The sequence below is a fragment of the Pseudomonas sp. GR 6-02 genome (assembly GCF_001655615.1).
In the GTDB taxonomy this organism is placed as follows: Bacteria; Pseudomonadota; Gammaproteobacteria; order Pseudomonadales; family Pseudomonadaceae; genus Aquipseudomonas.
Genome location: NZ_CP011567.1, coordinates 4939331 through 4963202, shown reverse-complemented (window position 1 = coordinate 4963202; position 23872 = coordinate 4939331). Strand labels below are relative to the sequence as shown.

The following is a 23872-nucleotide window of genomic DNA, read 5'->3' as shown; positions in this document are numbered from 1 at the left end:
GAAAAGCAGCGCCAAGGGGAATGGCGGCAGCGCAGTACTTCGCTTGTACAAGCATCTTGGCGCCAGTACCATTACCGCTCTCTTTTTCCGGCAGGAGCGGTTGCATGATTGCGGGCAGTATGGTGGCACTGGTCACACCCATGGATGCACAGGGTCGTCTCGACTGGGACAGCCTGAGCAAACTGGTGGACTTCCACCTGCAAGAGGGCACCAACGCCATCGTGGCGGTCGGCACTACGGGTGAGTCGGCCACGCTTGACGTGAACGAGCACATCGAAGTGATTCGTCGCGTGGTTGCCCAGGTTGCAGGGCGTATTCCGGTGATCGCCGGTACGGGCGCCAATTCGACGCGTGAAGCGATCGAACTGACGACCAACGCGAAGAACGCTGGCGCCGATGCGTGCCTGCTGGTAACCCCTTATTACAACAAGCCGACGCAAGAAGGCCTGTACCTGCACTTCCGCGCCATCGCCGAAGCGGTCGATATCCCGCAGATTCTTTACAATGTGCCGGGTCGTACCGCGTGCGACATGCAGGCCGAGACGGTAATCCGCCTGTCGACCGTGAAGAACATCATCGGCATCAAGGAAGCCACGGGCGACCTGCAGCGCGCCAAGGACATCCTGGCCGGCGTGAGCAGCGACTTCCTGGTCTATTCCGGTGACGATGCGACCGCGGTCGAGCTGATGCTGCTCGGTGGCAAGGGCAACATTTCGGTGACCGCCAACGTTGCGCCGCGCGCCATGAGCGAGCTGTGCGCCGCTGCGATGGCCGGTGATGCCGTCAAAGCCCGGGCGATCCACGAAAAGCTGATGCCACTCAATAAAACCCTGTTTATCGAATCCAACCCTATCCCCGTGAAATGGGCGCTGCATGAAATGGGCCTGATGCCGGACGGTATCCGTCTGCCGCTCACCTGGCTCAGTGCTGCCTGTCACGAACCGCTGCGGCAGGCCATGCGCCAGTCCGGCGTCCTGGTTTAATTGAGGAAGTACTACGCATGAAGCGAATGGCCGGACTTTCCGCACTTGCCTTGATTATCTCCAGCACCAGTGGCTGCGGATGGATCTGGGGCCCGGAAGGTTACTTCCGTGACCGTGGTAGCGATTACCTGGAAGCGCAACAGACTGCACCGATGCAACTGCCACCGAACGTCAGCACCTCCAAGCGTCTGGATCCACTGTTGCCGATCCCGCGCAATGTGGCCGACGATACAGCCAAGGGCGAATATGTCGTGCCTCGTCCGCAGCCGCTGTCGGCGGCGGCTGATATCAGCGCCTACTCCTTGCAGAAGAGCGGCGATTCGCGTTGGATCATGGCTCAGAACCCACCGGCCGAAGTCTGGCCAGTGGCCGTGCAGTTCTTCCAGGACAACGGTTTCCGTCTGGACGAACAGCGCCCGCAAACCGGTGAGTTCACTACCACCTGGCAACATTCCGACGAACTGTCCGCAGCCATGGCCAAGCGCCTGAGCGCGGCCGGTGTCGGCGCCGACAGCGAAACCCGCGTACGGGTGCGTATCGAGCCAGGCGTGCAGCGCAACACCAGTGAAGTCTATGTGGTCAGCGCCGAGCGTCCTGCCGGCAGCACCGCCAACGTCGATTTCACCAATCGTTCGGTCAACACCGGCCTGGACGCAGCATTGGTCGACGACATGCTCGCGAGCATGAGCCGCACTTCGGAGAAGGGCGGTTCGGTCTCCATGCTGGCCTCGCGTGATTTCGATACGCCAAGCCGTGTCAGCCTGACCGAGGATGGCAGCGGCAACCCGGTGCTCAACGTCGGTACCGACCTGGATCGTGCCTGGTCGAGCGTCGGTCGTGCGCTGGAACAGGGCGAATGGCGTGTTGAAGACATCAACCGCAGCCTGGGCCTGTACTACATCAACCTCGCCGAAAAGGCCGAGAAGAAGGATGAGCAGCCAGGTTTCTTCGGCAGCCTGTTCGGCAGCAAGCCGAACAAGGAAGAAGTTGAAGCCCGCGCCGAGCGTTATCAGGTTCGCCTGAGCAAGGTCGGCGAGAACGTACAAGTCACCGTCGAGAAAAACATCAACACCGTGGCGCCAGCAGACGTGGCGCGCAAAGTGTTGACCGTGATTCAGGACAACCTGGGCTGATCGCATGCGTTTTGCCGTTCTCGGCAGCGGTAGCCAAGGGAACGGCACGCTGGTAGCCAGCGATGACACGTATGTGCTGGTGGATTGTGGTTTCTCCTTGCGGGAAACCGAAAAACGCCTGCTGCGCCTTGGGGTGAACCCTGCGCAGTTGAGCGCGATACTTGTGACCCACGAACATGCCGATCACGTGCATGGCGTGGGTTTACTGTCTCGGCGTTACAATCTGCCTGTCTACCTCAGTCGCGGGACCCTGCGCGGGATGCGCAAACCGATTGAACCCGCAGGCCTTCTGGCTGGCGGCGAGCAACTGCAAATCGGCCCTCTGAGCATCGGCGTCATTGCCGTGGCCCATGATGCACAGGAGCCGACGCAGTATGTTTTCAGCGACGGTCAGCGGCGTTTCGGCCTGTTGACCGACCTGGGCTCATACTGCAACAAGGTGCTGGACGGCTATCGGGACCTCGATGCGTTGATGATCGAGGCCAACCATTGCCGTGACATGCTGGCTCGCGGTCACTACCCGTACTTTCTCAAGCAGCGGGTGGGCGGTGAATTGGGACATTTGAACAACCATCAGGCGGCATTCCTGGTGGCCGAGTTGGGCTGGCAAGGCCTGCAACACCTGGTCCTGGCCCATCTGAGCAGCAAGAACAACCTGCCGCAGCTGGCCCGGCAATGTTTTGTCGACACCCTCGGGTGCGACCCGGACTGGCTGCAACTGGCCGATCAAGATTCAGGGCTCGACTGGCGATACATCGCCTAGCCCACCTACTTAGCAAGCGGAGCCCATCATGGAAAAACGTGAAGAACTCTACCGCGGCAAAGCCAAATCGGTTTACAAGACCGACGACGCTGACCGCTTGATCCTGCTGTTTCGCAACGACACCTCGGCGTTCGACGGCAAGCGTATCGAGCAGCTCGACCGCAAAGGCATGGTGAACAACAAGTTCAACGCTTTCATCATGCAGAAACTCGAAGCAGCCGGCGTGCCGACTCAATTCGACAAACTGCTGGGTGACAACGAATGCCTGGTGAAAAAACTCGACATGATTCCGGTCGAGTGCGTCGTGCGTAACTACGCCGCCGGCAGCCTGGTCAAGCGCCTGGGTGTTGAAGAGGGTATGAAGCTCAACCCTTACACCTTCGAACTGTTCCTGAAGGACGACGCCAAGGGCGACCCGTTCATCAACGAATCCCACGTCGTGGCATTCGGTTGGGGCACCGCCGAGCAACTGGTTCGCATGAAAGAACTGTCGCTCAAGGTCAACGAAGTACTGAGCAAACTGTTCGACGACGCCGGCCTGCTGCTGGTCGACTTCAAACTCGAATTTGGCGTGTTCTCCGACGGCTCCATCGTTCTGGGCGACGAATTCAGCCCGGACGGCTGCCGTCTGTGGGACAAGGCCACTAAGAAGAAAATGGACAAGGACCGCTTCCGTCAGGGCCTCGGTGATGTCATCGAAGCCTACGAAGAAGTCGCCAACCGTCTGGGCGTACCGCTTTAATCGACGCAAGCATCTGATAGCACGGAAAAAAATCGCTAAAGGGGGTTCGCTTCCGGCGATTGTGCTGTTATGATGCGCGCCGTTGGAGAGATGCCAGAGTGGCCGAATGGGACGGATTCGAAATCCGTTGTACCTTCACCGGTACCTAGGGTTCGAATCCCTATCTCTCCGCCATACATAGAAAAGCCCCGTAGATGAAAATCTACGGGGCTTTTTCGTTTCTGGTTTTTTGGTTTAGGGCATTTTTAGGGCAAGAGCGAAGGTTGGTTGGCTCGGTTACATCGCCGATAAAATAGAAGGCCCAAACATGATCCTAAACGGGTCAGCATCAGAGGATTGGGCGCATTTAAGATCGCATAAGCTAGTTGTGGATTACGGGTGGTTTGCCCGTCTCATAAGCAGCCGGAAGACTTTTCGGCTCTCTCTAAGCGCTCACCGCACATTTCATGGATCGCGCGTTTAAGTGCCCTTCTGCTCGCTTGGGGAGGAGGGCTCCGCATCCATACGTCGTGCGATGACATCAAACAAGTCGCAGTCATCACGCAGCGGAATGAAGCAGTGCGAAGTCGCCGCGAGCGACGTGATACTCCGGGCATTCCACCAATCCCAGCAACTCGCTAGAGAAAGTGAGCTACAGTTTGTGTAACCACGAAGTGGCGCTTTCAATTGGAGAGAATCATGCTCGCAAGCATTACCGATGGAGTCTCACCAATGAGAGCATTCATCGCGCTGGTAATGCTGTTGTTGGGCAGCGCGATGGCTTACGCAGCCACATTCGATGGCTATCAATGCCAGGGTGACTGCTCAGGGCATCAGGCTGGGTATAACTGGGCAGAGCAGAATGATATTGATGACGAGAACTCATGCAGCACGCCTTCTCAGTCATTCAACGAAGGTTGTCAGTCGTACGTTGAAGACGGCAGCGGAGTGGCCTCATCGGATGACGACGAAGAGGAATGAGTGACTTGATGACAGCATCGTTGAGCTCTCATTGATCTGAAACGGGAGGTTGTATGAGAAAGGCATTGTTTTTGGCGGCTGTGGTGGCGGCAGTAGCGCTTTCAGGGGATGCTTATGCTCGTGGTAGCAGTTACGGCGGGCATTCTTCGTACAAGTCTAGTTATTCTTACGGAAGTCATTCTGATCATACCATCAGTGGGTATACGCGAAGTAACGGAACGTATGTCGGACCTTCCCACGCTACAAATCCAGATACCACTAGGAATAATAACTACAGTACGAAAGGGAATGTGAACCCGTACACTGGAAAATACGGCACCAAACCTCGTGATAGTAAGTAGTTGGGCGAGATGGACTCTTGACTATGAGCGCGTCAGGTGACGGCTAACAGCTAAGCTGCTAGCGTAGAGGTGGTGACGCGCCTTAATGATTATGCCGACGCAGCAGGCTAGTGAGATTACCGAACTGCTGCTGCATAAATGGGCGTGCCGTACAGGTGGCAATTGAGTGTCAATTCTCCATTGGCGCTTTAGCGAGACTAAGTCTTATAAATCCCAACGCATCTTTGTAAATCTGATGCCACGCTTCTGAGGGCTCACTCATTAATGGATGCCAAAAAAAAATGAACTCATGTCCTCCATCATCTTCAGTATGATGAACCCAGGTATCAGGCAGGTCTTGCGCAACATGACACTCATGGAATGCCCACATGTGTCCTGTTATATGCGAGCGCAACGTACCCAAATCTCGTATCACCTTGCCTTGAATCCCGGCTTCTTCGACCAGCTCTCGTGCAGAGGCCACTTCAGTTGACTCTCCGGATTCCACGCTACCTTTGACCAATTGCAGACCTGCCAGCGGATGCTCAAAAGCCAAAATTTCTAGCGTTTCACTTCTCCGTAGCACTACCGGGCAGGCTTTATCTACCGTCATGCCATCTTCTCCTTGGCTTGTAATTTCAGCTGTTGATCAGTTGGAAAGCCTAGGTGATATCAGCTAACAAGAAAACCCAATTGATATGTGGACATCGTTAAGGTGCATTAGCCATCCGCTTTTGAGCCTAGGGTGAACGAGTGATGTGATGGCAAGGTGCCCAGAGAGCAGCTAAGATCAGCCAATCTTTCCTAAGGATATCGACATGAAAGCAGGGATAGCGGCAACGGTTGTACTTATCGGTATTGCCATTTCATCTACTGCCAGCGCTCAATGGGATACAACCATTCAGGACGACATCTTCTCAGGCGACAAGAAAGCAATGCTTCTCGGCAACATCAGTCCGAGCCAAGCGGTTGCATTCGACTGCGATTCGGATGGCCTCTCCCTCGCACTCTTGCAAGAAGAAAAATGGGCTGATGGGCGGACCAGCTCAGAGTGGAAACTTCTCATCAAAGTAGACAAGGGTGAGATCCATCGCTTCACAGTAGAGAGCGCGAAACGCAATAACCAATACACCCAGTACGTCACTCGTGAGAAAGAGGAAATCCTCAAGGTTTTAGCTGATCTTCGTGAGGCGAAGTCAGTGATCCAACTTGGGCTCCAGTCGGAAGAGTTTGACTCTAAATGGTCTGGGACCGTGTCCGTAGGTGGATCTACACGAGAAACGGATAAATTCACACAAGCATGCAAATTGAAGTGAATGGACAACAGCGGCTGTGCGATCCGAGACCGCTTTTCACAACACCAAGAAAACTATCATGAAGGCGGGTATAGCGGCAGCAGTTGCACTGATTGGGACTCTATTAAGTAGTGGTGCCATGGAGTCAGACGGGAACCGGCTACTGCTAGCCTGTAAAGCCGGGATCAAAAGTGGCAATGGGTGGCGAGACCTAAATAGGTAGACGTCAGTCATTCTGCTTCTGATCATTTCTTGGCCAGCGCCAATTTTTTCGATGTACTTCAATTGCGTTCGGTTTTCGGGCTGAGAAAATAAATCTTGCTGTTTTTTGGGTGGTGCTAAAGCACGGCGTTTGTTGGAGGGGGATGTCGTTTAGGTGAGTCTCCATCTCTCCGCCATACATAGAAAGCCCCGTAGATGAAAATCTACGGGGTTTTTTCGTTTACGCAGTTTTTTTCGTCGGGCTATTTTCGCATTCGTCCTGCTTTCCCCCGAGTTTTTGGTGTCGGAAAAATCAGCACAACAGCGTAAGAAAGATATGTCCGTCCACAGGAAAAGTAACTCCACCAAGTCGTTCTGATTACCGTCCCCCGTATTCATTGATCGTTTCGACAATCAAGGTTTTTCCTTCGAAATATCCCCTGACATTGAAAGACGTTGCCGCAAAAATTCCTCATCTACTCTGGTTTCGCAGGTCTCTGATCTGTCGTAATCAGCCATCGCAAGGAGCGATCAATGTACTTTGAGATTTACAGGCAAACCCGTGGCACCTCACAGACCGGCAAGGGCCAATGGCGCTGGCGTTTGCGAGCGGGGAATCATGAAACGATTGCCAGTGGGGAGGCTTACGTCAACAAGTCTGATTGCGTACATGCCATCGATTTGATCAAAGGGACTCAAGAGCAGACACCGGTCAAGGAGATATAGGTTCCAGGCGGTGAAGCTGCTCAATCAGAGCAGCTTCGTTTCAGTCGGGCGCTCCTGAGTGGCGAGTGCCCCCGGATTTTATGGATCGGGTCGTTTGCCAACCTGCATAGACGCCGATCGCGACACCTCCCTAAACTGTCACCCAGTCTTGGGGACCGGGGTGCAACGGATGAATCGCAACGAACTACGCAAGGCCGACATCAACCTGATGGTGGTGTTCGAGACATTGATGCTCGAACGCAACGTCACGCGGGTGGCGGAGAAGCTGTTCCTCGGTCAGCCGACCATCAGTGCGGCGCTGAACCGCTTGCGGACGATGTTCAACGATCCGCTGTTCATTCGGGTCGGCCATCGCATGGAGCCGACAGCGCGGGCCGAGGAGATTATTCAGCACTTGTCGCCGGCACTGGATTCGCTGTCGGTGGCCTTGAGCCTGACCCACGATTTCGATCCGCTCAGCAGCACCATGACGTTTCGCATCGGGCTGTCGGACGATGTCGAGTTCGGCCTGTTGCCACCGTTGCTGCGCGCCTTGCGCCAGGAGGCGCCGAAGGTGGTGTTCGTGGTCCAGCATGTCGACTACTGGCGCATTCCCGACTTGCTGGCGTCTGGCGATATCACCGTTGGTATCAGCCAGACCCGCGGCCTGCCGGCCAACGCCAAACGCAAGTTGTTGCGACATATCCAGCCCAGCATCTTGCGTGCAGATGCGTCGGACACGCCGTTGACCCTCGATGAATATTGCGCGCGGCCGCACGTGCTGGTGTCCCACACCGCCAATGTCAGTGGCTACGCCGATGAATGGCTGGCGGAGATTGGCCGTACGCGCCACGTCGTGCTCTCCGTCCCGCAATACAGTTCATTGCCGGCCTTGCTCGCCGGCACCGACCTGATCGCCAGCCTGCCGGATTACACGGCGGAGGCGATGGCCGCGTCAGGCCAACTGTTCAAAGAGCCGTTTCCGTTCAAGACGCCGACCCTGGACCTGTCCATGGTCTGGCTCAGCCATGTCGACAGCGACCCGGCTGAACGCTGGCTGCGCTCGCGCCTGGAGGCGTTCATGAGTGAACGTCCGATCCTTCCGCTGACAGAGTGAGCAGGGCGGTGTTATATCTACGACCTTTCTGCCAATCCTCAGGAACCCCGTCATGCCCCACCTGCACATGGAATACACCGCCAACCTGTCTGAACTGAATGCCGATGTGGCGTTGATGAGACTCAACAACGCACTGGTCGCTTCCGGGCAGTTTGAAGAGTTCGACATCAAGGCCCGTGCGGTGAAGGTCGAGACTTTCAGGGTGGGCACTGCACCGGGCGAGCGGGCGTTCGTGCATGTAAAGCTGGCGCTGTTGAGCGGTCGCTCGCCGCAGATCAAGAAGCAGTTGTCCGAAAGCCTGCTGGCCGTGGTGCAGGATGTGTGCGAATGGCCGGTCGGGGTTGAGGTTCAACTCTGTGTGGAAATCATCGACATCGATCGAGAGTCCTACACCAAGACTGCCATCGGCCTCTGAGTTTCAGGCCATTTCCTGCTCGGCGCAGGCCTTGATCACTTGCTCGCGCAGCCAGGTGTTGGCGCTGTCCTGGTCGACGCTTTGACTCCACTGCATGTCCAGGGTGAAGCCCGGTAAACCATTGGGCGCTTCGCAGTGATTGAAGATCGCCTCATTGGCCAGCAATTGCTGGATGCGCCGGGGCAAGGTCAGGATGAAGTCGGTGCCGGTGATCATCTTCAGTGCCGCGCTGTAGCTGTTGGAGCGCGCGACAATCTGGCGTTTGTGGGCCTGTTGAGCCAGCCAGCCGTCAACCATGTTGGTGGTGGACGTCCAGGGCGTCGGGAACACATGCCGACGTTCAGTGAACGCTTGCAGGCTCAAGCGCGGCTCCAGCGGCGTGGCGCGTTTGTCGAAGACGCAGACCAGATCGTCCTCCAGTAGTCGTCTGGAGTTGAAGTCGGTGTGGCTTCGATGAAAGTTCGGGCCGAAACAGACCACCAGGTCGAGGCTGCCGTCGCGCAGTTCTTCGGCCGGGATGTCGGTTTCGAACTTGTGCATGTTGACCATCACCGGCAGGTCGGCGAAATCGAAGCTCTTCAACAGGCGCGGCAGGATCAGTTGCTCGAAGTACTCCGGCGCACAGATATTGAAGGTGACTGGTTGCAAGGTCGGATCGAACGTTGGTGTCCCGGCGTGACACAGGTTGATGCTTTCGAGAATCTTCAGCACATGGGCATACATGGTGCTGGCTTTGTAGGTGGGGCGCATACCCGTGCGGGTATTGATGAATAACTCGTCTTCGAAACTGGTGCGCAGTTTTTTCAGGCAGTAACTCACGGTGGACTGGCTGACGCAAAGTGCCTCCGACACACCGGTGACGCTGCTTTGCTCATACACGGCAACAAACACCATGAGGTCTTGCATATCGAGCTTTCTAAGCAAGTTACTGTTCAGCATCCGTTCTGTCTCGCTGTGCTCCTTGCGCTGACCGTGCGCAAACGTGTGCGAATGATCTTAGCGGAACGATAGTACCAAGAGAATGCCTTGTAGGATGTTTCATGGTCAGTTGTGGGACAGATAGTGTTATGAACACGACCTGTGAATTCAATCGCCCGAAACATGGCCAGAGGCCTTCAGCGCTGATTGCTGTGCAGGCATCGCATCGCGGCTGGATATTAACAGCGCCAACATGCCGACGCCCACCAGCAACGCGCCGATGATTTCCAGGGCGCGTGGCGACTGGCGTAACCACAACCAGTGGAACAGTGTGATGAACAGGGTGCTCAGGTAGATGTAGGAAATGACTGAGGAAGGGGCGATCACGCCAATGGCTCGATGCAGCAGCCAGAAAGTCGCCAGGGTGGCAAACAGGGCCAGGTAGATCAACCACCAGAGATCGCTCGCGCTCAGCAACGACGCCGAACGCCAGCCGCCGCTGAATCCACAAAACGCCAATAGAAACAGTGCGCCGAACAGCATGTTCCAGAAAGTCATGCCCACCGGGCCGCGCCCCTTGAGGCTGTTGGCCTTGAGCCGTTGACTCAGGGGCGAGTAGAGCGCCATTGCCAGGCAACCGACCGCATACACCGATACCGCGTACAGCGACGGCAGTTCGCCGGGGCCTGCGCCTTTCAATACCAGCAGCATGGCGCCGGCCGCGGCAACCAGCATGGGCAACACGCGCTGTTTCAGGCGGCTGTCGGGTGTCAGGATGGCTTCGAACAGCAGTGTCAGCAACGGCACCAGAGTGAACATCGTCCCGGTGTTCACCGCCGAAGTGTAACGCAGTGCTTCGAACAACGAGCCGAAGTACAGCGCCAGCAGCATGCCGAGCACGGCATGACCGAGCAGGCCGCGGGCGGTCATGGCGGTATCGCCCTTGAACAGCAGCAGGGGTAAAAACACCAGGGCGCAACACAACAAGCGCAACCCGGTCAGCAGAATCGGGTCGATGGCCTGGCTGACCTGGGCTGCCGCGGAAAACGAGACGGCAATCAATAGTGCCCAGAGCAACATGCCAACGTGAGCGGCAGCAAAACCTGTGCGTTTCATGGTGGGGGTTCCGGGTTAATGAATGTGTTTGGCGTAATGCCGCGGATCGAAGCGCAGAACCATCAGAATCATCAGTGCCATGACGCCCATCAGTGACCACCAGGCCCATTCGAAACTGCCCAGTTGATCGCGAATCATCCCGGCGATCAGCGGCGAGAGGCCGGCGATCAGGTAACCGATGCCTTGCACGAAGGCGGTCAACCCACCCGCGCGTTGGGGATTGTCCAGATGATCCAGCGACACGATCAGGCTCATCGGGAACAGCCCGCCGATGCCCAGTCCCAGCAGGCACGGCCACAGCAGGCTCAGGTGTTGCGGGCTCAGAATCAGACCGCAAAAACCGGCCATGATCAGTGCCAGTAACACCACCAGCACCAGGCGCCGGTCACGGCTGCGGTTGGCGATGGCGGGCGTCAGTAGCCCCGACAACACTTCCATGGCCGTCAAAAAGCCCAGTAACAAGCCGGCCTGTTGTTCGCTCCAGCCTTTTTCCACGTAGTACGGTGCCAGCCAGGCCAGGACACAGGTGTAGGACGCCGTGCCCAGGCCGAAGAAGATTGCGAGTAACCAGGCACGGGAACTGCGGAAAAAGGATTCTTTGCGGGACGACTTTTCCCCCAATGTCGGCATTCCCGTGCGTTGAACGCACCAGAACAGCAACGCCGCCAGCGCCAGTGCCGCCCAGATCGCCAACCCCACTCGCCAACTGCCGGTGCGGGTCATCACCAACGGCGCGAATGACGCCGCAATTGCCGCGCCGGCCATGATCGACGTCACGTAGAGACCCATGCACACGGAAACGTTGTCGCTGAAACGGGACTTGATCAGGGCCGGCATCAGCGCCTGAATCAGCGCAATGCCGACGCCGGCCAGCACGGCGCTCAGGATCAGTTCCGCCGCCGAATCAAGGAATAACCGCGACACCGTGGCCAGGCCGATGATCAGCAGCGACAGCACGACGGTGCGCTGCTCGCCCAAGCGCTGACTGATACCGATACCAAAGAACATTGCCAGTCCCATGGCCATGACTGGCAGCATGGTCAACAGCGAGGCCAGGCTGAAACTCAGCGGGATATCACCGCGAATGGCTGACAGCAACGGGCCGACAGCGGCCATGGACGGACGCAGATTCAGGGCGACAAGAATGATGCTGAACATCAGCCAGAGGGCAGGGCGGGAGGTTGCGCGAACGTTTTCCATAATCGGACCTTCAGGAACAAGGAGCCGATTAGGCGCGCGAGCCCTGGAGGCGGCAAATCAGAAAGTCTGGAGCAGTATTTAGAAATTAAATAACTGTACCGCTCGGCTAATCCCCTTTAGCGAATAATCGATTGTTTAGCCAATCCACACCCAAGGTTCTTCAAATCCCGATTTAACGGCTTAACCGCCCGTGTGACGCTGCTGCTCATCTGTTTATCGCGGTCTTCCCTATGGACGGTTGTCCAGTCGCACTCCCTTCCGAACTGGCCTTCTGGGCGCTGTGGCACTGCCGTCACGCGCGCCCGCCGGATTCCTGCATCTCCCGCTGATTGTTCTGACAGGTCCCGCGCCATGCGCCGGGATCAAACCGGCGGCGCCTGTGCGTTTGCCTGACGCGGATAGACGAGAATTCCCATGAGCTGTGCCAAGACATCCTTCGCTACCAAAGAGCAAGCCCTGACCTTTCTTGAGCAGAACCCGGATATCGAGATGTTCGAGCTGTTCATCCTCGACAACAACGGTGTGCCACGAGGCAAATTGCTGCATCGCGATGAGTTGCTGGCGGTGTATGAAAGCGGTCGGCCACTACCGAGTACCATCCTGGGACTGACCATCAATGGCGATGACGTGGAAAACTCCGGTCTGGTCTGGGACGTCGGTGATATCGATTGCCGCGCTTATCCCGTCAGCGGCAGTTTGCAGCGCATGCCGTGGCGATTGATTCCCACGGCGGCGGTGCAGGTCAGCATGCATCCGCAAGAGGGCATGCCCGCGACCATCGCCGACCCACGGCACCTGCTGGCCAAGGTCATCGAAGGCTTGCAGGCCGACGGTTATTACCCGGTGATGGCGGCGGAGCTGGAGTTCTATCTGCTGGATCAGCAGCGCGACGGCAACGGTCGGCCGCAACCGGCGCGGGATGTCGATGGCGGGCGGCCACGCGGGACTCAGGTCTACGGCTTGCGTGAACTGGAACAGATCGAGCCATTTCTGGCCGACCTCTACAGCGCCTGCAAGCTCCAGGGCATTCCGGCGCGCACGGCGATTTCCGAATACGCGCCGGGGCAAGTGGAAATCACCCTCGAACACCGCACCGACGCTTTGCAGGCGATGGACGAAGCCGTGCGCTACAAGCGGCTGGTCAAGGGCGTGGCGCACAAGCACGGGATGACGGCTTGTTTCATGGCCAAGCCGTTCGATGACCTGGCCGGCACCGGCATGCACATGCATGTCAGCCTGGCGGACAAGGACGGCAATAACCTGTTCGCCAGCGAGGCCCCGGACGGCACGCCGCTGCTCAAACACGCGGTCGGCGGAATGCTCGCCACATTGCTCGATGCATTGCTGTTGTTCTGTCCGAACGCCAACTCGTACCGCCGTTTCCAGACCAACAGCTACGCCCCTCTGGCGGCTACCTGGGGCGTGGACAACCGCACCGTGAGTTTGCGAGTGCCCGGCGGGCCGGCATTCTCCCGGCATATCGAGCACCGTATTTGTGGTGCCGACGCCAACCCGTATCTGGCGGCGGCGGCGATCCTGGCCGGTATTCATCGCGGCATCCGCGAGCAACTTGACCCCGGGGCGCCGGTGGAGGGCAACGGTTACGCCCAGGCCGCGCAATTGTTGCCGACCGACTGGTTGACCACGTTGCGAGCGCTGGAAGGCTCGAATTGGGCCGGGGAAGCATTCGGCAGTGAGTTTCTAGGTGTCTATCTGGCAGTGAAACGAGCCGAATACCGGCAATTCATGGGCGAAGTCGGTGAGCAGGACTGGCGCTGGTATCTGCATCAGGCTTGAAACGGGTCGCCAGTCTTGGAAGTTTTGGCCTAATACCAGAAGCCAACTATTCGTTGGCTTCTTTTTCACGAAATATTGATGGTTGACTGATTAAGATTTGTGGCGTCTCGGTCAATGAAATTTTCACATTTGCCGCGGGCACATCTTTTCAGGAACAGCTGATCACATGTTGAAGTTCAAAGCCGTGCGCCCCGAATGGGTGACGTTGGTTTCCAGTGCCTTTCTATTGGCAGGGTTCAATTTAGTTCTCTGGCAACACCTCTTCGATATCACCGCAGCAGACGGTCAAGGCATCGTCATGCGTGTCGCGTTCGGGCTGATGATCCTGGCGGCCTTCAACATTGTGCTGACCTTGCTGGCATTCCGACCCGTGATGAAACCCGTGTTGACGCTGATCTTTCTGATCAGTGCCGGTGTGGCGTACTTCATGAGCCAATATGGCGTGCTGATCGACGCCGGTATGTTGCGTAACTTCGCCGAAACCAATGCCACGGAAGTACGCGACTTACTCTCGCTAAAACTGTTTGTTTATATCGTGCTGCTCGGCGTCTTGCCGTCGTGGTTGTTGTGGAAAATCCCGGTTAATTATCGTCGCTGGCACCGTGAGTTATTAAGTAAAGTGCTGGTGAGTGTCGCGTCGGTTGCGGTGATTGGCGGTGTCGCATTGGTCAATTATCAAGGCCTGTCGTCGTTGTTTCGCAATCACCATGAATTGCGTCTGATGGTGGTGCCGAGCAACTACATCGGTGCCTCGTTCGGTTATCTGCGTGAGCAAGTGGTGTCTGCACGGCAACCTTTCGCCAAACTGGGTGAAGATGCCCAGAAAAAACCGGCCTGGCAGGCCCACGACCGTAAATCCCTGACGGTACTGGTGGTGGGCGAAAGTGCCCGGGCCGAGAACTTCGGCATCCTGGGTTATGACCGAGACACCACGCCGAAACTGAGTAAGGAATCCGGCCTGATTGCCTTCACCGATGTGCATTCGTGCGGGACGGAAACGGCGGTGTCGGTGCCCTGCATGTTCTCCAACATGGGTCGCAAGGATTACGACGCCAGCAAGGCGAAGAACCAGGAAGGCCTGCTGGACGTGCTCAAGCGTGCAGGTCTCGAGGTCATCTGGCGCGATAACCAGTCGGGCTGCAAAGGCACCTGCGATCGGGTCACTGTCGATGACGTGAGTGACCTGAAAGACCCTGTGCTGTGCGCCAACAGCGAGTGCCGCGATGAAATTCTCCTGCAAGGCATGCAGCACTTCATCGACACGCTGAATAAAGACACCGTGCTGGTCCTGCACCAAATGGGCAGTCACGGTCCGGAATACTTCAAGCGCTACCCGAAAGAATACGAACACTTCACACCTGTGTGTGAAAGCAATGCGCTGAACAATTGCAGTCGCGAAAGCATCGTCAATGGCTACGACAATACGCTGGTGTATACCGACCACGTGCTGTCGACCCTGATCGATCTGTTGCGCAGCAACCAGGGCAAAGTCGATACCGCGATGCTGTATCTGTCGGACCACGGCGAGTCGCTGGGCGAATACAACCTGTTCCTGCATGGCACGCCTTACATGCTCGCACCGGAACAACAGAAACATGTAGCGATGCTGGCGTGGTTCTCCGACAGCTATCAAAAGTCGTTCTCGGTGGACACCCATTGCCTGCAACTGAATCGTGAAAAACCCTTGAGCCAGGACAACCTGTTCCATTCGATGCTCGGTCTGCTGGAGGTCAACAGCACGGTCTACAACCCGGGTCTGGATATGTTCGCCGGATGCCGCGGCGCAATGGGCGACGGTGTGCTGGCCAAAAAATGAGCGACTCGAGCTTTTTTTCACGTAACGACCGCTAATCTGCGGCGCCTGGAACATCCAACAAGAGCCATTACACATGTCCGCGCAGCCCCCATCCGCCTTCGAGCTTGAGTTCGCCCGGCGCTACGATCAGGAACACGCCCGCGTCTGTAAACAGCCGCGACCGCGCGGCCTGGCGGGGCGTTTGACGTTCTGGCGCGAAGAGCAATTGGTGCGTAACGCGCTTCAGGTCGCTGGCGAACCGGGATTGATTCTTGATGTGGCCTGCGGGGTCGGGCGTTTCTGGCCAGTTCTGGCCGAGCATGCGAACCGGGTGATTCTCGCGACCGATCCGTCTCAGGACATGCTCGATCACGCCAGCACCCACCATCCGCAGAACCTGCTGAAACGGATCAAGACCTTTCAGAGTTCTGCCTTCACCATCGGCTTGTCGGCGAATGCGGTTGACTGCATTTTTTGCCTGCAACTGTTTCAACGCATCGCCTGTCCCGAGCATCGATTGTCCATGCTGGGCGAGTTCCACCGGGTCAGTCGCGATACCGTGATTGTGGCGGTGCGGGTTGATGGGCGTTTCAAGCTCGAGCGTTCGGACGTGGAGGGCGCACAGGCCCAGCCACAGGCCAGCAAGGCCGAGCTTGAGGCCGAGTTCAGGCAAGCGGGTTTCTGCTTGCTCAGTCATCAGGACTTGGTACCGGGTTGCACGCAGATGCGGGTCTACGTGTTGCGTAAGGACAGCTAGCCTTTCAGACAATTCTTGCTGTCCGGCAGGTATTTTCGCTAAAGCTCTTGTTCAGTGGATGCGCGGAAATCGCCGGGGGCGATATATACTGCGCGCCATTCTTCAAGGGAGAGCCGTGTGGCCATCGATATTCACTGGATTCGCGACAACGATAGCCTCGGTCAATTTTGCACCGAGTGGCAGCAGCTGCCATTCGTTGCCCTCGACACCGAATTCATGCGGGTCGACACCTTTTACCCGATCGCAGGTCTGCTGCAGATCGGCGATGGCGTACGTGCTTACCTGATTGACCCACTGACCATCGACAACTGGCAGCCCCTGGCCGCGTTGCTGGAAAACCCGGCCGTGGTCAAGGTCGTGCATGCGTGCAGCGAAGACCTCGAAGTCCTGCTGCGCCTGACCGGCAGTCTGCCGGCGCCGCTGTTCGACACCCAACTGGCCGCTGCTTACCTGAACCTGGGTTTCTCCATGGGCTATTCGCGGCTGGTGCAGGACGTGCTCGGCATCGACCTGCCCAAGGGCGAGACCCGTTCCGACTGGCTGCAACGTCCACTGTCCGAGACTCAGATCAGTTACGCGGCCGAAGATGCCGTGCATCTGGCGGAGGTTTTTGTACAGCTGCGTCCGAAGCTTTCTGACGAAAAATACGCGTGGGTCCTGGAAGACGGTGCCGAGCTGGTCGCCAATCTGCGGCGCGAGGTCGACCCGTACGAGGTCTATCGCGACGCCAAACTGGCCTGGAAGCTGTCCCGCGCCCAGCTCGCCGTGTTGCGTGAACTCTGCGCCTGGCGCGAGCGTGAAGCCCGCGCCCGTGATCTGCCGCGCAACCGCATTATCCGTGAACATTCACTGTGGCCGTTGGCACGCACCCAACCGGACAACCTCGGCGCACTGGCGAAAATCGAAGACATGCACCCGCGCACCGTGCGTCAGGACGGCGAATTTCTGCTTGATCTGATCAAGCGCTCTGGCAGTGTGTCGCCTGATCAGTGGCCGCCAGCGGTGCCGGAGCCATTGCCGGTGGAAGCCGCCGCGCTGGTCAAACAGCTGCGTGCCATCGGCCAGGCCGAAGCCGAGCGCCTGAACATCGCGCCGGAGCTGATGCTGCGCAAGAAAACCCTGGAAGCGCTGCTCAAGAGCGGCTTCCCCAATGGTCCTTACCAATTGCCTGATTCGCTGCGTGGCTGGCGCCGCGAATTGATGGGCCAGGCGCTGCTCGACAGCCTGGCCACCGCCGGAGAACAGCCTTGAAACGTATTTGCTCGATTTATCGAAGCTCGAAGAAAAGCGGGATGTACCTCTATGTGCTCAAAAGCGATGCACTGGAGCGCGTGCCTGAACCCCTGATGGCGGCTTTCGGCAAAGCCATCCACGCTTTCGACCTGGTGTTGACCCCCGAGCGCAAGCTGTCGCGCGAAGACATTGCTGTAGTACTGGAGAACCTCGAAAAGCAGGGCTACCACCTGCAAATGCCACCGGCCGAGGATGAATACATCGAACACTTGCCGGAAGAATTGCTGCGCCGCAACGACCCGATGTAATCGGCAGACAGGCTCTATTCAGAGCCTTATGAAACACTGGAATGATTTTGGCGATGGCCGTGACGATGGAGTGATCCTCTGTCGGCGGTCGTCTGCACTGCTTTTGAAAGGTTTGAAACATGCGCGTTCTGATTGCTGAACACGACCACCCTGTGTATGCCCAACTGTTGCGTCAGGTAGCGCCTGATCTGGAAGTATTGACCAGCGGCGACTCCGCCGAACTGGCCCGTCAGGCCGCCGACTGCCAGGTCTGGCTCGGTCAGCCGGACCTGCTGGCGACGCTGTTGCGTCAGGGCCACACGCCTGCATGGTTGCAGTCGACTTGGGCCGGTATCACGCCGCTGCTGGCCGATGGCTTGCCACGGCACTATCGGCTGACTCGCGCGGTAGGGATTTTCGGTCAGGTCATGGCTGAATACGTGCTGACTTACATGCTCGGCCACGAGCGCGAAGTGTTGGCGCGGCTGGTCAGCCAGGTCGAGCGCAAATGGGACAATCGCCAGGGTCAAAGCCTGGCTGGACGAAAGGTGCTGATTGTCGGCACCGGTGATATCGGTCAGACAGTGGCGCAGTTTCTGCTGCCGTTTGGCGTCGAGTTATACGGCATCGCCAGCACTGCCCGGGAGCAGGCGCCCTTTGTCGAAGTCGGCGCGCTGAGCGATTTGCCGCGCCTGGTCGGTGAGGTGGATTACGTGATCAATCTGCTGCCGAATACCCCCAATACGCACGACCTGTATGACGCTGCCCTGTTCAAGCAGTTCAAGGCGACGGGGTTGTTCATCAACGTCGGACGCGGCGTTGCGGTGGTCGATGCGGATCTGGTGGAAGCCTTGAAGGAAGGGCATCTGGCCGGGGCTGTGATCGACGTCTGCCGTCAGGAACCACTGCCGCAACGTCATCCGTTCTGGACCGCGTGGGGCCTGCTGCTGACCGGCCACAGCTCGGCACCGACCTCGCCACCGGCGATGGTGAAGCTGTTTGTCGAGAACCTGCGGGCGTATCAGGCGGGTGAAGCGTTGCGTGGGGAAGTGGATTTCGCGCGCGGGTATTGAGGCGCAGCTGAAAAGGTCGCAGCCTGCGGCAGCTCCTACAGGGCTTTGTGAACACCTGTAGGGAGCTGCCGCAGGCTGCGACCTTTTGTTTTTACAGGGTGAAATTACCTTCAGCCGCCAACTCGCTCAGCGGACGACGCGGGCTCGGCTCTTCACGTGCTTGCAGGTACTCGGCCAGTGTCGCCTTGTCGCCCAGCTTGCCGATCGCCACGGCGGCGTGCAGCGCGTAGCCTTCAGGAATGTTCAGCTCCTTGCGGGTCAGCTCCTGATCGAAACCGGCCATGCCGTGGGTGTGCCAGCCGCTGATGCTCGCTTGCAACGCCAGGTGGCCCCAGGCGGAACCGGTGTCGAAGGTGTGCCACAGCGCCGGGGTTTCTTCGCTGGCGCCAGGTGCCACGAAGGTGATTTTCGAGATCACGATCACCAGTGCCGAGGCGTGCTGCGCCCAGCTGCGGTTGAACTCGTTCAGCAGGCCCAGGTAACGCTCCCAGTTCGGCGTGTCGCGACGCGCATAGAGAAACCGCCAAGGCTGCGAGTTGTACGCCGATGGTGCCCAGCGGGCGGCTTCGAAGAAGCTCAGCAGGGTCTCTTCGGGAATGGTTTCACCGGTGAAGGCGCGGGGCGACCAGCGATCGGTGAACTGAGGGTGAATGGCGTAATCGGCAACGCGTGGATTAGCACTCATCAAGAGATTCCTTTACGTTTGAAAGTGGGGGTCGTCGAAAAACCGGCGGGTACAGTTGAGCTGAGCGCCAGTTTTTTTTGAGCCAGCAGTTCACCTGAATGCAACGCGGTTGAGCGTTAATGGCACTTGGGGAGGGCTCCTTGCGACTGGCAAAGCTACTGGGTGGCGCAAAAACTGACAAGTGCCGTCGTACCGGCAGTCGCCAATGCTTGGCCCGCCGATGCCTTGGCACTAGACTGGCGGCCTTTTCACCACCTGATGTTGATGCTTGAGCCATGGCCGCCAAAGTCGAACCGTTCTGGATACGCAAAACCCTCGATCAACTGGATCAAGAGGAATGGGAATCGCTGTGCGACGGCTGTGGCCTGTGCTGCCTGCAAAAGCTCGAGGATGAAGACGACAACGCCGTCTACTACACGCGTATCGCCTGCAAACTGCTGGACCTCAAAACCTGTCAGTGCACCGATTACCCCAACCGTCGCGACTTTGTGCCCGACTGCATCCAGCTCACGCCGGGCAAGGCCGATGAGTTCAAATGGTTGCCGCCGACCTGTGGTTATCGACTGGTCAGCGAAGGCAAGGACCTGCCGCTCTGGCATCACCTGGTGTGTGGTGATCGCGAGGCGGTGCATCACGAGCGTATTTCCCAGTCCGGGCGCATGCTCGCCGAAGGCAGCGTGGCCGAAGACGATTGGGAAGATCACCTGATTTTTCGCGCGGGTTAATTCCCGATGCCATTTAGTCTGTGGCGAGGGTGCTTGCTCCCGCTTGACCGGGCTGGCGCTCCAGTGCGCAGCACTCACAAAATCGGCGGTGATCACAAGAATTTTGGGCCGCTACGCAGCCCGGCGCGAGCAAGCTCGCTCGCCACAATAGGAGTGTGTATGGCGGTGGGAGTGCTCCGGGCGTTGGCTGTCGGGCTGCTGGTCCTGAGTTCGCCCGTGTGGGCGGCGAAGAAAGTCGATCTGGATTATCACGTGCGCCTGTTGCCGCAAAGCGATCAGGCCGAAGTGCGCCTGACCCTGGCCCAAGGCTCGGCAGTGCGCAGTCTGGATTTCGACTTGGGCGACGGCAGTCACTACAGTGATTTCAAGGCCGACGGCCAATGGCAGCTCACACCGGGCACGCAGGTCCGTGGTGTCTGGCGCCCGGCCGCCGACAAGGCCAGCCTGACCTACCGCGTGCGCATCAGCCACGGGCGCAAGAGCGGCAGCTTCGATACACGCATGACGCCAACGTGGGCGCTGATGCGTGGCGATGACCTGGTGCCCGCGGCGAAACTCGATCAGCAGGACGGTATCGAGTTGGTGTCACGCCTGGAATTCGAATTGCCCACCGGTTGGAAAAGCGTCGAAACCGCCTGGCCGCGGATCGGCAAAAACAAGTTCCGCATCGATAACGTCTCGCGCCTGTTCGACCGTCCCACTGGCTGGATGCTCGCCGGTAACCTCGGCAGCCGTCGCACGCGGTTGGGGGAAACCGAAGTCACCGTGGCCTCGCCCCAAGGCCAGGGGATGCGCCGCATGGATGTGCTGACGCTGCTGACGTTCGTGTGGCCGCAAGTGCAGGAAGTTTTTCCGCGTCACCCCAGCAAATTGCTGATCGTCGGCGCCAATGACCCGATGTGGCGTGGCAGCCTGGCCGCGCGGGAATCGATCTATCTCAATAGCCGCCTGCCGCTGGTCAGCGAAAGCGGCACCAGTACCTTGATGCGTGAATTGGCTCAGGTGTTCGGGCGGATCAACGACAGCCAGCGCAGCGGCTGGATCAGCGAAGGGTTTGCCGAGTATTACGCCATCGAACTGGTGCGCCGTGCGGGCGGCATGAGTGATGAGCGGTATGAGAGCCTGCAGAGCAAGTTGGCCAAGGACAGCCAGAAGGTCACCACCTTGCGCGGGGAGCAGATCAACCCGGCGCAGGTGGCCAAAGCGGTGGTGTTGCTGCAGGAACTGGATCGCGAGATTCGCCTGAAGACCCGCAACAAGCGTTCGCTGGATGATGTATTGCGTGGGGCGATGCGTTTGGAGAGTGTCGATACCAAGGAATTCGTTCAGCTCAGTGAGAGCGTTATTGGCGAGTCTTCCAAGGTGCTTGATACCGGGTTGCTTCAGTAAGACCGCGAAGAGGCCCTGAGCCTCACCGAAAATTCCGGATCAAACCCCGGCTTTCGGCGACTTCAAAGAATCATTCCCGGTCACGGTGGTGGTTTTGGTCGCCGCCTCGGCATTGGCCTTCAACCGACTCAACTCTTCCCCGGCACGCTCAATCCTGGCCCGAGCGTTAACCATGTCCTGACGGCTCTTTTCCAGAAAGCTTTTCGCCGAACTGTGCCCGGTAATACCCCGCGCCATCGCTACGCCGCCAATGGCCACTTGAATCAACCCGAACACACCACCGCGCCGCAGGCCTTTGCCGACCATCACCACGCCGCCGGCCAGGGAACCGATGCGCTCCCAACCCTGGACGTTCTGCGCGGGCTGAGTCTGGAACGGGGTGGATTCGATGCGCTCTACGCGTTTGAGGTCGCTCATGATCTGTCTCCAGGCTTCAAGAATGGATAATTAAGCTGACTGCCGAGGCGGTCGGCTCGTTCCATCGGATGTGCGGTGATTCAGCGGAATTTCGGGCCTGAGCGGGTGTTGTTGCCCTTGGCCATGCGGTCGTACAGCACCACGTTGACCGTGGCCGCCAGGTTCATGCAGCCGGTGGTCGGGATATAGACCACGTCTTCGCACCAGTCGCGGATCTCTTTATCCAGTGAACCGTCTTCGGGGCCGAAGATGTAGAGGGCGCGATCCGGGTGCGTGTATTCCGGCAGCGAGCGGGCGCCGTCGACCAGTTCTACCGCGACCGGTACACAGCCCAGCGGCAGGATTTTCTTCAGGTCATCGATGCCGATCAGCGGAATGTCGTAGTGGACTTTCTTGGTGTCGGTGACGAAGTCGGCGGCGCGCTCATAGCGCTTGCCGGTGTAAAACACCGACGCCACGCCATAGCAACCGGCGGCGCGCATCACCGAACCGACGTTCTCCGGTGATTTGGGGTTATACAAACCAATGCAGCTGTACCGTTTGTCTGCCACGAGCGGGGTGCCTTCGGGAAAAAAGCGCGATTATACGGGGATTGGGGGAGGGGTGTTCAGTTTGGAGATGATCGTACCCACGGAGCGTGGGAACGATCAGCAGACCTTCAGTCTTCTTTCTTCATCAGTCCGGCCAACGCCGCAAACGGGTTATGCGTCGCCTTGGCAATCTTTGGCGTACTCAGCGAGCCTTCGTCGAAATACTGCTGATCGGTGTAACGCGAATGCTCGTTGTCATGGCAATACAGGCACAACAGCTCCCAGTTCGAGCCGTCCTGCGGGTTGTTGTCGTGGTTGTGGTCGCGGTGGTGCACGGTCAGTTCGCTCAGGCGTTTGCCGGAGAACTCACGGGCGCAGCGGCCGCACACGTGCGGGTACATCTTCAGGGCCTTGTCGCGGTAACCCATTTCCTTGTCGCGCTGGTTGTCGGCGAGGATGCGGTCCAACTTTGAGGTGTTGGTTGGAGGCGTTGACGAACTCATGGGTTCACCTTTGTAAAAGACTAATGACGGTTATGTGTTGAAGTTTAGCCTAGCCCTTGAGCTTCTCGGCAATCCAGATGGTGTGGCGGGTGCCTTTGTTGCCGTGGGCGAAGACCTGCACTTCTTCGGCCTTGAAGCCGGCCTTTTTCAGCTTGTCGGAAAACTGCCGGTCAGCGCTGGCCGACCATACCGCCAGCACGCCCTTGGGTCGCAGGGCCTTGGCGCAGGCGCTCAGGCCACCGGCGGAGTACAGCCAGCTATTGGCTTTCTGGGTCAGGCCTTCGGGACCGTTGTCGACGTCGAGCATGATTGCGTCGAAACCCTGCGGCTCGGCTTGCAGCACCTTGGCCACGTCTTCCATGCGGATCACCGTACGCGGGTCGAGCAATGGGTTGCCGGCTTTTTCCCCCAGCGGCCCACGGTTCCACTCCACCACGCCGGGCACCAGTTCGGCGACCACCACTTCAGCGGTCTTACCCAAATGCTTGAGCGCCGAGGCGAGGGTGAAGCCCATGCCCAGGCCGCCGATCAATACCCGCGAATTCGGCCGGCCGGCGACCTTGCGGCAGGGGATTTGCGCCAGGGCATCTTCGGAGCCGTGCATGCGGGTGTTCATCAACTGCCCGCCATCGCCGCCCTGAATCTTGATGACGAAGTCTTCGCCGTATTCGAACAGGCACAGGGCACCGCCGTTTTCAGGAATGGGGGTGGTGTCGAGCAGAACGAAACGTTTCATGGGGCTCTCTTGAGGAGAAAATGACAGGCGGAAGAAGGCAAACGAGCGCAGTTGGGAGTAGCCTGCAATAGACCACA

At 58.3% G+C, this 23872-nt stretch carries 26 protein-coding genes and 1 tRNA gene; 18 read left to right on the top strand and 9 right to left on the bottom strand.

The features are described 5' to 3' along the window. Positions 1 to 104: 104 nt before the first annotated feature. The 6 genes from dapA (at position 105) to PGR6_RS21710 (ending at position 4581) form a co-directional block, all read left to right on the top strand. Complete coding sequence (gene dapA / locus PGR6_RS21735; protein ID WP_007941448.1) at positions 105 to 983, top strand: 4-hydroxy-tetrahydrodipicolinate synthase; 879 nt, start codon at positions 105 to 107, stop codon at positions 981 to 983. 17 nt (positions 984 to 1000) lie between these two features. Next, positions 1001 to 2116 (top strand): outer membrane protein assembly factor BamC, encoded by a 1116-nt coding sequence (bamC, locus tag PGR6_RS21730; RefSeq protein WP_018926776.1) that lies wholly within the window; start codon positions 1001 to 1003, stop codon positions 2114 to 2116. A gap of 4 nt (positions 2117 to 2120) precedes the next feature. Further along, positions 2121 to 2879 carry an MBL fold metallo-hydrolase gene (locus PGR6_RS21725; RefSeq protein WP_064619723.1) on the top strand — a complete coding sequence of 253 codons (759 nt, stop codon included), beginning with the start codon at positions 2121 to 2123 and terminating at the stop codon, positions 2877 to 2879. A 28-nt stretch (positions 2880 to 2907) separates the two neighbouring features. After that, on the top strand, positions 2908 to 3621 hold the full coding sequence (gene purC / locus PGR6_RS21720; protein WP_018926775.1) for a phosphoribosylaminoimidazolesuccinocarboxamide synthase: 714 nt from the start codon (positions 2908 to 2910) through the stop codon (positions 3619 to 3621). 84 nt (positions 3622 to 3705) lie between these two features. Then, positions 3706 to 3795 (top strand) — tRNA-Ser (locus tag PGR6_RS21715). A 504-nt stretch (positions 3796 to 4299) separates the two neighbouring features. Next, on the top strand, positions 4300 to 4581 hold the full coding sequence (locus tag PGR6_RS21710; RefSeq protein ID WP_237229566.1) for a hypothetical protein: 282 nt from the start codon (positions 4300 to 4302) through the stop codon (positions 4579 to 4581). 510 nt (positions 4582 to 5091) lie between these two features. Here PGR6_RS21710 and PGR6_RS21705 read toward each other — a convergent pair. Beyond that, positions 5092 to 5514, bottom strand: a complete 423-nt coding sequence (locus tag PGR6_RS21705; protein WP_064619717.1) for an NUDIX hydrolase — start codon at positions 5512 to 5514, stop codon at positions 5092 to 5094. A gap of 205 nt (positions 5515 to 5719) precedes the next feature. On the opposite strand from PGR6_RS21705, the gene PGR6_RS21700 reads away from it, so the two are divergent. The 4 genes from PGR6_RS21700 to PGR6_RS21685 all read left to right on the top strand — a co-directional run bounded on the left by PGR6_RS21700 (position 5720) and on the right by PGR6_RS21685 (position 8634). Next, positions 5720 to 6217 carry a hypothetical protein gene (locus PGR6_RS21700; protein WP_064619715.1) on the top strand — a complete coding sequence of 166 codons (498 nt, stop codon included), beginning with the start codon at positions 5720 to 5722 and terminating at the stop codon, positions 6215 to 6217. 714 nt (positions 6218 to 6931) lie between these two features. Then, a complete protein-coding gene (locus tag PGR6_RS21695) occupies positions 6932 to 7123 on the top strand; it encodes a YegP family protein (RefSeq protein ID WP_018926774.1) in 192 nt (63 codons plus the stop codon). Between the two features lie 169 nt (positions 7124 to 7292). Continuing rightward, positions 7293 to 8219 (top strand): LysR substrate-binding domain-containing protein, encoded by a 927-nt coding sequence (locus PGR6_RS21690; protein WP_033064228.1) that lies wholly within the window; start codon positions 7293 to 7295, stop codon positions 8217 to 8219. A gap of 52 nt (positions 8220 to 8271) precedes the next feature. Further along, the gene (locus tag PGR6_RS21685; RefSeq protein ID WP_064619713.1) at positions 8272 to 8634 is read left to right on the top strand and encodes a 5-carboxymethyl-2-hydroxymuconate Delta-isomerase; all 363 of its coding nucleotides are present in this window, start codon (positions 8272 to 8274) and stop codon (positions 8632 to 8634) included. A 3-nt stretch (positions 8635 to 8637) separates the two neighbouring features. Here PGR6_RS21685 and PGR6_RS21680 read toward each other — a convergent pair whose 3' ends face one another. The 3 genes from PGR6_RS21680 to PGR6_RS21670 form a co-directional block, all read right to left on the bottom strand. Then, positions 8638 to 9573, bottom strand: coding sequence for a LysR family transcriptional regulator (locus PGR6_RS21680; protein ID WP_019020897.1), 936 nt, complete (start codon positions 9571 to 9573; stop codon positions 8638 to 8640). A 147-nt stretch (positions 9574 to 9720) separates the two neighbouring features. Then, positions 9721 to 10668 (bottom strand): DMT family transporter, encoded by a 948-nt coding sequence (locus PGR6_RS21675; protein WP_064619709.1) that lies wholly within the window; start codon positions 10666 to 10668, stop codon positions 9721 to 9723. 15 nt (positions 10669 to 10683) lie between these two features. Next, entirely contained in the window at positions 10684 to 11868 is a 1185-nt protein-coding gene (locus PGR6_RS21670) for a cyanate transporter (RefSeq protein ID WP_064619707.1), read from the bottom strand. 414 nt (positions 11869 to 12282) lie between these two features. On the opposite strand from PGR6_RS21670, the gene PGR6_RS21665 reads away from it, so the two are divergent. The 6 genes from PGR6_RS21665 (at position 12283) to PGR6_RS21640 (ending at position 18810) form a co-directional block, all read left to right on the top strand. Further along, complete coding sequence (locus PGR6_RS21665) at positions 12283 to 13665, top strand: glutamine synthetase family protein (RefSeq protein ID WP_064619704.1); 1383 nt, start codon at positions 12283 to 12285, stop codon at positions 13663 to 13665. Positions 13666 to 13831: 166 nt separating this feature from the next. Beyond that, positions 13832 to 15481: a phosphoethanolamine transferase gene (locus PGR6_RS21660; protein WP_018926767.1), complete on the top strand. Its 1650-nt coding sequence runs from the start codon at positions 13832 to 13834 to the stop codon at positions 15479 to 15481. A 73-nt stretch (positions 15482 to 15554) separates the two neighbouring features. Beyond that, a complete protein-coding gene (locus tag PGR6_RS21655) occupies positions 15555 to 16217 on the top strand; it encodes a class I SAM-dependent methyltransferase (RefSeq protein WP_064619701.1) in 663 nt (220 codons plus the stop codon). Between the two features lie 117 nt (positions 16218 to 16334). After that, positions 16335 to 17468, top strand: a complete 1134-nt coding sequence (gene rnd / locus PGR6_RS21650; RefSeq protein WP_064619698.1) for a ribonuclease D — start codon at positions 16335 to 16337, stop codon at positions 17466 to 17468. Further along, positions 17465 to 17758, top strand: a complete 294-nt coding sequence (locus PGR6_RS21645; RefSeq protein ID WP_064619695.1) for a YcgL domain-containing protein — start codon at positions 17465 to 17467, stop codon at positions 17756 to 17758. The genes rnd and PGR6_RS21645 overlap by 4 nt, the downstream gene beginning before the upstream one ends. Positions 17759 to 17877: 119 nt before the next feature. Continuing rightward, on the top strand, positions 17878 to 18810 hold the full coding sequence (locus tag PGR6_RS21640) for a D-2-hydroxyacid dehydrogenase (protein ID WP_064619692.1): 933 nt from the start codon (positions 17878 to 17880) through the stop codon (positions 18808 to 18810). Positions 18811 to 18901: 91 nt separating this feature from the next. Here PGR6_RS21640 and PGR6_RS21635 read toward each other — a convergent pair whose 3' ends face one another. Next, positions 18902 to 19495, bottom strand: a complete 594-nt coding sequence (locus tag PGR6_RS21635) for a nitroreductase family protein (protein WP_064619689.1) — start codon at positions 19493 to 19495, stop codon at positions 18902 to 18904. A gap of 275 nt (positions 19496 to 19770) precedes the next feature. Between PGR6_RS21635 and PGR6_RS21630 the strand changes: the two genes are divergently transcribed. Continuing rightward, positions 19771 to 20220: a YcgN family cysteine cluster protein gene (locus PGR6_RS21630; protein ID WP_052966452.1), complete on the top strand. Its 450-nt coding sequence runs from the start codon at positions 19771 to 19773 to the stop codon at positions 20218 to 20220. A gap of 159 nt (positions 20221 to 20379) precedes the next feature. Continuing rightward, positions 20380 to 21609 (top strand): hypothetical protein, encoded by a 1230-nt coding sequence (locus PGR6_RS21625; protein WP_064619686.1) that lies wholly within the window; start codon positions 20380 to 20382, stop codon positions 21607 to 21609. 39 nt (positions 21610 to 21648) lie between these two features. Here the strand turns inward: PGR6_RS21625 and PGR6_RS21620 are convergent, their stop codons facing one another. The 4 genes from PGR6_RS21620 to PGR6_RS21605 form a co-directional block, all read right to left on the bottom strand. Beyond that, positions 21649 to 22026: a YgaP family membrane protein gene (locus tag PGR6_RS21620; protein WP_064619684.1), complete on the bottom strand. Its 378-nt coding sequence runs from the start codon at positions 22024 to 22026 to the stop codon at positions 21649 to 21651. 80 nt (positions 22027 to 22106) lie between these two features. Next, complete coding sequence (locus tag PGR6_RS21615) at positions 22107 to 22577, bottom strand: RNA methyltransferase (RefSeq protein WP_007942196.1); 471 nt, start codon at positions 22575 to 22577, stop codon at positions 22107 to 22109. Between the two features lie 107 nt (positions 22578 to 22684). Next, positions 22685 to 23059, bottom strand: coding sequence for a YajD family HNH nuclease (locus tag PGR6_RS21610; RefSeq protein WP_007942195.1), 375 nt, complete (start codon positions 23057 to 23059; stop codon positions 22685 to 22687). A 49-nt stretch (positions 23060 to 23108) separates the two neighbouring features. Next, positions 23109 to 23795: a spermidine synthase gene (locus PGR6_RS21605; protein WP_018926760.1), complete on the bottom strand. Its 687-nt coding sequence runs from the start codon at positions 23793 to 23795 to the stop codon at positions 23109 to 23111. Positions 23796 to 23872 lie beyond the last annotated feature (77 nt).